We start from the raw sequence: 3,489 nt of genomic DNA, 5'->3' as shown, positions 1-3,489 counted from the left end.
GGCCGTGATGATCGGCGGCCTGTCCATCGCGAACGTCCTCGGCGTGCCCGCGGGCGCCTTCCTCGGTGAGCACTTCGGCTGGCGCTCCGCGTTCTGGGCGGTCGGCGCGGCATCCGCCGTCGCGCTCGTCGGCGTCGCCACGCTGATCCCGCGCATCCCGGTACCCGCCGAGAAGCCGCAGCTCCGCCGCGAGCTGGTGATCTACCGGGACCCGCAGGTGTGGGTGCAGATCGCGCTGATCACGCTCGCGGGCGGCGGGGTGTTCTGCGCGTTCAGCTATCTCGCGCCGCTGCTCACGGACGTGTCCGGACTCGCGTCCGGCTGGGTGCCGATGGTGCTCGGCCTTTTCGGCATCGGCGCGCTCGTGGGGACGGTGATCGGCGGGCGGATCGCCGACGCGCACCTCTTCGGCGTGCTGTTCAGCGGCATCGTCGCGTCGACGGTGTTCCTCGTCGCCCTCGGCCTGTTCGCGGGCGTCGCCGCGGTGGCGGTCGCCCTGGCGTTCCTGATCGGGTTCTCCGCGTTCTACACGGCGCCCGCCATGAACGCCCGCATGTTCAACGTCGCGGGCGCCGCCCCGACCCTCGCCGGCGCCACCGCCACGGCGGCCTTCAACCTCGGCAACACCAGCGGCCCCTGGCTCGGCGGCCTCGTCATCGACGCGAACCTCGGCTACACGTCTCCGGCGTGGGCGGGGGCGGGGATGACAGTGCTTGGCCTTGGAGCGGTGGGGCTCGCGCTGCGGATGCAGCGGGGCCGTTCGGTCACCGTCGCGGGCGGCGGGGTCACACCCCGGACCCCCGCGGCCCAGGACTCCCCTTCCGCCACCGCAGCCCCGCCCGCGTAAGCAGCCGCACAACCTCCCGCGAGGACACCTCCACCGCCCCCGCGGACACCGCATCCGCGTACCGATGCGACGGCACGTCGTAGTGGTCCCGCTCGAACGCCCGCCGAGGACACCCCACCTTCTCGGCGAACGCGTGCAACTCGTCGTACGACACATCGCTGACCATGTGCGACCAGAGCCGCCCGTGACCCGGCCAGGTCGGCGGATCGATGTACACGGTCACTGAAGAACCGAGCCCAGCGACCCGACCGCGGCGACCACCACACCCGCCTTGCCGCACACCCAGTGCGGGTCGGTGCCCAGCTCCGGTTCCACGTCGAGCGCGTGCGGGTCGCCCGAGCCGCACGCGGGGCAGAGCGGCCAGCGGCCGTACTTCTCCAGGAGCGCGTCCTGCACGTCCTGCGCGATCAGGCCCGCCACGAACTCGGCGCCATCGGGCCACTGTTCGACCCACCACCGGCGGTGGGAGACGGAGTCCTCGACGAGCGAGACGACATCGGCCTCGGCGACATCGCCTGCGATGAGGTCCGCGAGGACGAGCGCGCGGGCCGCGTGCAGCGACTGCTCCAGGTGGCTGGTGGGGTCCGGGGCATCCATGCGTCCATTGTGCGCCCCACCCCCGGCAGGTCCGAAAGGCCCGGACGTACGCAGGTCCGAAAGGCCCCGACGTACTGGTGACTCATGGCCTCTTGACGCCCCAGGGTGCCGAAAATATCTTTCAGAGTGTGAGCAATGACGTGAAGGAAATTTTCACCGGCGGAGCACCGCCCGCCCCCGCGGCCCTCGCCGCGAAGGTGCGCACCCTCGGACCGTCCATGACCCGCTCGATGCAGCGTGTCGCCGAGGCGGTGGCGGGCGACCCGGCCGGCTGCGCCGCCCTGACCGTCACCGGGCTCGCCGAGCTCACCGGCACCAGCGAGGCGACCGTCGTCCGCACGGCCCGCCTCCTCGGCTACCCGGGCTACCGCGACCTGCGCCTCGCCCTCGCGGGCCTCGCCGCCCAGCAGCAGTCGGGCCGGGCCCCGGCCGTCACCGCGGACATCGCCGTCGACGACCCGATAGCGGATGTCGTCGCCAAGCTCGCGTACGACGAGCAGCAGACCCTCGCCGACACCGCGGCCGGGCTCGACACCGCGCAGCTCGGCGCCGCCGTGTCCGCGCTCGCCGCCGCCCGCCGTATCGACATCTACGGCGTCGGCGCCTCCGCCCTGGTCGCCCAGGACCTGGCGCAGAAGCTGCTCCGCATCGGCCTCCTCGCGCACGCCATGGGCGACCCGCACCTGTCCGTGACCAACGCGGTGCTGCTCCGCTCCAAGGACGTCGCCGTGGCGATCACCCACTCCGGCTCCACCGGCGACGTCATAGAGCCGCTGCGGGTCGCCTTCGAGCACGGCGCGACCACCATCGCGATCACCGGCCGCCCGAACGGCCCGGTCTCGCAGTACGCCGACCACATCCTGACCACGTCGACGGCCCGCGAGAGCGAGCTGCGCCCGGCCGCCATGTCGTCGCGTACGTCCCAACTCCTCGTCGTGGACTGCCTGTTCGTCGGCGTCGCGCAGCGTACGTACGAGACGGCGGCGCCCGCACTCGCCGCGTCGTACGAGGCCCTTGCACACCGGCACAGTCCGCGCAGCAGATGAGTGCGTCCCCTCACTCCCCCTCCGCACCCGTCCCGCACACGAAAGAGCCGCCTCTCCCATGACCTCCACCACCTCCGGCAACTACGGCGCGCTGCGCGCACAGTTGGACACCCTCACCACGGAGGCGTTCCGGCCCGAGCTGGCCGAGATCGACCGCCTCTCGACGCTGGAGATCGCGCGCACCATGAACGGCGAGGACGCCACCGTCCCCACCGCGGTCGCCGAGCAGCTGCCGCGGATCGCCGCCGCCATCGACGCCACCGCTGAGCGCATGGCCCGCGGCGGCCGGCTGATCTACCTCGGCGCGGGTACGGCCGGGCGGCTCGGTGTCCTGGACGCCAGCGAGTGCCCGCCCACCTTCAACACCGACCCCGGCGAAGTGGTCGGCCTGATCGCGGGCGGCCCGTCCGCGATGGTCACCGCCGTCGAGGGCGCCGAGGACTCCAAGGAGCTGGCCCGCGAGGACCTGACCGGCCTGGGCCTGACCGCCGACGACACGGTGGTCGGCATCTCCGCCTCGGGCCGCACGCCGTACGCCATCGGCGCCGTCGAACACGCCCGCGCCGAGGGGGCGCTGACCATCGGCCTGTCCTGCAACGCGGAAAGCGCGCTCGCGGCGGCCGCCGAGCACGGCATCGAGGTCGTCACCGGCCCCGAACTCCTCACCGGATCCACCCGGTTGAAGGCGGGCACGGCCCAGAAGCTCGTCCTCAACATGCTGTCGACGATCACGATGATCCGGCTCGGCAAGACGTACGGAAACCTGATGGTGGACGTCCGCGCCTCCAACGAGAAGCTGCGGGCCCGCTCCCGCCGCATCGTCGCGCTGGCCACCGACGCGCCCGACGAGGCCATCGAGTCCGCGCTCACCGCCGCCGACGGCGAGGTGAAGACGGCGATCCTGATGATCCTCGCGCAGGTCGACGCCGGCACCGCGAACACCCTCCTGACCGGCTCGAAGGGCCACCTCCGGGCAGCCCTCACCGCCGCCTCCCCCAC

The 3,489-nt window shown here is 72.7% G+C and carries 5 protein-coding genes; 3 read left to right on the top strand and 2 right to left on the bottom strand.

Going from position 1 to position 3,489, the window contains the following annotated elements; all coding sequences use genetic code 11:
- A partial coding sequence (locus tag GUY60_RS35965) for an MFS transporter (RefSeq protein WP_161705638.1) occupies window positions 1–847 on the top strand: 847 nt, incomplete at its 5' end.
- Here the strand turns inward: GUY60_RS35965 and GUY60_RS35960 are convergent.
- Together GUY60_RS35960 and GUY60_RS35955 are read right to left on the bottom strand one after the other, a co-directional pair.
- Window positions 786–1,070: a DUF4031 domain-containing protein gene (locus GUY60_RS35960; RefSeq protein WP_161705636.1), complete on the bottom strand. Its 285-nt coding sequence runs from the start codon at window positions 1,068–1,070 to the stop codon at window positions 786–788. The two genes, GUY60_RS35965 and GUY60_RS35960, sit on opposite strands and share 62 nt — an antisense overlap.
- Window positions 1,067–1,444, bottom strand: coding sequence for a DUF8819 family protein (locus GUY60_RS35955; RefSeq protein ID WP_161705635.1), 378 nt, complete (start codon window positions 1,442–1,444; stop codon window positions 1,067–1,069). Before GUY60_RS35955 ends, GUY60_RS35960 begins: the two co-directional genes overlap by 4 nt.
- Window positions 1,445–1,572: 128 nt before the next feature.
- Here GUY60_RS35955 and GUY60_RS35950 point away from each other — a divergent pair, with 128 nt between their 5' ends.
- A complete protein-coding gene (locus tag GUY60_RS35950) occupies window positions 1,573–2,490 on the top strand; it encodes a MurR/RpiR family transcriptional regulator (RefSeq protein ID WP_161705633.1) in 918 nt (305 codons plus the stop codon).
- 58 nt (window positions 2,491–2,548) lie between these two features.
- The coding region (murQ, locus tag GUY60_RS35945) for an N-acetylmuramic acid 6-phosphate etherase (RefSeq protein ID WP_161705631.1) at window positions 2,549–3,489 on the top strand (941 nt) is incomplete at its 3' end.

It is taken from the genome of Streptomyces boluensis (genome assembly GCF_009908195.1).
Taxonomy (GTDB): domain Bacteria; phylum Actinomycetota; class Actinomycetes; order Streptomycetales; family Streptomycetaceae; genus Streptomyces; species Streptomyces boluensis.
The sequence above is the reverse complement of the archived record's forward strand: the minus strand, read 5'-3'. Positions and strand labels throughout refer to the sequence as shown.

Bases quoted from the DNA above. Each gene is read 5' to 3' on its own strand.
- GUY60_RS35955 (WP_161705635.1), bottom strand. From the start codon at position 1,444: ATGGATGCCCCGGACCCCACCAGCCACCTGGAGCAGTCGCTGCACGCG.